The organism is Mesorhizobium sp. M1E.F.Ca.ET.041.01.1.1, from assembly GCF_003997355.1.
In the GTDB taxonomy this organism is placed as follows: domain Bacteria; phylum Pseudomonadota; class Alphaproteobacteria; order Rhizobiales; family Rhizobiaceae; genus Mesorhizobium.
In genome coordinates this window covers 1-2,561 of the sequence record NZ_RZSL01000737.1, presented here as the reverse complement: position 1 = coordinate 2,561, position 2,561 = coordinate 1, and the positions used below count along the sequence as shown (strand labels likewise).

Sequence of the window (2,561 nt, the reverse complement as noted above, 5' to 3'; positions counted from 1 at the left end):
ACATCCTGCAGAAGGAATCCGGCACGACGCGCATGATCGATCCGTGGGGCGGCTCGGCCTATGTCGAGCGGCTGACGCATGACCTGGCGGCCCGCGCGCTCGCCCATATCGAGGAGGTCGAAAACCTCGGCGGCATGGCGGCGGCGATCGAGAAGGGCATTCCGAAGCTGCGCATCGAGGAAGCGGCCGCGCGCACGCAGGCGCGCATCGATTCCGGGGAGCAGGTGCTGGTCGGCGTCAACGCGCACCGGCCGGAAGCCGATATCGAGGTCGACGTGCTCAAGATCGACAATGCCGAGGTCAAGGCCAGGCAATTGGCGAAGCTGCAGCGGCTGAAGGGCACACGCGATGTCGCCGCCCTGGAGGACTCGCTGGCGGCGCTTACGCGTGCCGCCGAAAGCGGCGAGAACCTGCTCGAATTCGCGATCCGCGCGGCGCGCGCCAACGCCACCGTCGGCGAAATCTCGCTGGCGCTGGAGAAGGTGTTCGGCCGCCATGCGGCCACCGTCCAGACCATCTCCGGCGTCTATCGCGACGCGCTCGGCGACAATCCGGCCGTCGACCGGCTCAAGGAAAAGATCGAGACATTCGAGAAGAAATCCGGCGCCAGGCCGCGCATCCTGGTCGCCAAGATGGGACAGGACGGCCACGACCGCGGCCAGAAAGTCATCGCCAGCGCCTTTGCCGACCTCGGCTTCGACGTCACCGTCGGCCCGATGTTCCAGACGCCGGATGAAATCGCAAAGCTGGCAGTCCAGCACGATGTCGACATCATCGGCGCCTCCTCACTCGCGGCCGGGCATCTGACGCTGATCCCCGAGCTCAAGGAAGCGCTGAGGAAGCTCGGCCATGGCGATATGCTGATCGTCGCCGGCGGCGTCATCCCGCCGCAGGACTATGACGCGGTGCTCAAGGCCGGCGCGGCGGAAATCTTCCCGCCGGGCACCGTGATCCCGCAGGCGGCGGACCGGCTGATGGATCGGCTGCTGGCCAATCAGTGAAGGCTTGCTGAAGTGGCTGAAAGGTTGTTCTATAACTTACACACAACCACGGCGCGATAATGTTTAAGACGATCATCCATACGCTTGAGGACGGATCGGGGGCCTTGCTGCTGCCTCGCGAAATGCTCGACAGCTTGAACCTTCAAGTTGGCGACGAGCTTCAGATCATCGAAACCGACGACGGCGTCATTCTAAGGCCAGTCCGCGGCGGCAACCACGAACGGCAAATGGACGCCGCCCGCAATGTCATGGACAAATACGAAACCGCACTGCGCAAGCTAGTAAAATAGAGGCCAGCAGAGACGATTTTCACTGCGCGTTCCGGTGAAAATCAGCGCAAACGTTGCGGATTGGCCAAAGCCTCCCAGCTTCGTCATTCCAGGGCAAAGCAGCCGCGAAGCGGCGTCGCGGAGACCCTGGAATCCATTCCGTGACCCTGATCAAAGAGTGCAGCGGAGCAGAACTCTGCACCGCGGCAGCGCTCGGAAGTCACGGAATGGATTCTAGGGTCTACGCTCCGCTTCGCGTCGCTCCGCCCTAAAATGACGACAGGAGGGACATTTCGGCCAATCTCCAACCCCGTGACCTGCCCAACGCAAGCACAGCCGACCGGCCAAATTCTCTGCCAAGGAACTAGTTCTCGGCCTTGTCCGAGAGCTTGACGATCTCCCATTCCTTGCCGTTGACGGCGGCGACCTCGCCGACTTTCTTGCCGAAGAGGGCCAAAGCCATCGGTGAGACATGGGAAATGCTGCCCTTTGACGGATTTGCCTCATCCTCGCCGACGATCCGCCAATGCACCTTCTTGCCGTCGTCGCCTTCCAGCGTGACGCCCATGCCGAAGCGGACCACGTCGCTGCCTGGCTCCGGCTCGGAAAGCTCGGCGCTCTCGCGCCGCGCGGTCCAGTAACGCAGGTCGCGCGACACGACCGCAAGGCGTTCGCGGTCGCCCCGCCTTTCAGCCTTGGCCATCAGATCGCGCAGCTCGGCGAGATTGTCCTCGATCATCGCGAGGCCCCGCTCCGTCACCAGATTGCGGTGCGTGCTGATCGGCCGCTCGCCGACGCCGGCAATGGCATTTTCGCTGTCTTCTTCGCGGGTAAAAGCTCTGCTCATGCAATGAACTTAGGCCCGGCGCGGCGACTGCACAAGCGATTTGCCAACGAGCCAGCCCTGGCACGATTCCTGCGACGGACCGGGCGAAACGCCAGGACCTGTGCCGATGTTGAACAGACGAACGCTGCTTGCCCGGAGCGCAGGCTTTGCCGCCGCCGGGCTCCTTGCCGGCAAGGCGTCGGCGAAGGTGCTGCCCGGCATCGAAATGGCCGCAATGCGCGGTTCGATCAATGCCGTCGAGATCGGCGTGCAGCCGGGCACGCTGGACGACCAGAGCAAGGCTTTCACCAAGATGCTCACTGACGCCAGCGATCGCAACGCGCCGGTGTTCCTGCCGCCCGGCACCTATCTGGTCTCCAACCTGAAGCTGCCGGCGCGCGTGCGGCTGTCGGGCGTGCCCGGCGCGACCCGCATCGTCTATGGCGGCAGCGGCCACCTGATGAT

The 2,561-nt window shown here is 63.9% G+C and carries 4 protein-coding genes; 3 read left to right on the top strand and 1 reads right to left on the bottom strand.

Annotation, left to right across the window (positions count from 1 at the left end):
* Window positions 1-1,001 (top strand): methylmalonyl-CoA mutase family protein (locus EOA38_RS33365; protein WP_189435098.1); only part of this gene is annotated, 1,001 nt, incomplete at its 5' end.
* A 59-nt stretch (window positions 1,002-1,060) separates the two neighbouring features.
* Window positions 1,061-1,291 (top strand): AbrB/MazE/SpoVT family DNA-binding domain-containing protein, encoded by a 231-nt coding sequence (locus EOA38_RS33360; protein ID WP_127301229.1) that lies wholly within the window; start codon window positions 1,061-1,063, stop codon window positions 1,289-1,291.
* A 343-nt stretch (window positions 1,292-1,634) separates the two neighbouring features.
* Here EOA38_RS33360 and greA read toward each other — a convergent pair whose 3' ends face one another.
* Complete coding sequence (gene greA, locus EOA38_RS33355) at window positions 1,635-2,117, bottom strand: transcription elongation factor GreA (RefSeq protein WP_126095034.1); 483 nt, start codon at window positions 2,115-2,117, stop codon at window positions 1,635-1,637.
* Between the two features lie 106 nt (window positions 2,118-2,223).
* Here greA and EOA38_RS33350 point away from each other — a divergent pair.
* Window positions 2,224-2,561 (top strand): glycosyl hydrolase family 28-related protein (locus EOA38_RS33350; protein ID WP_281060145.1); only part of this gene is annotated, 338 nt, incomplete at its 3' end.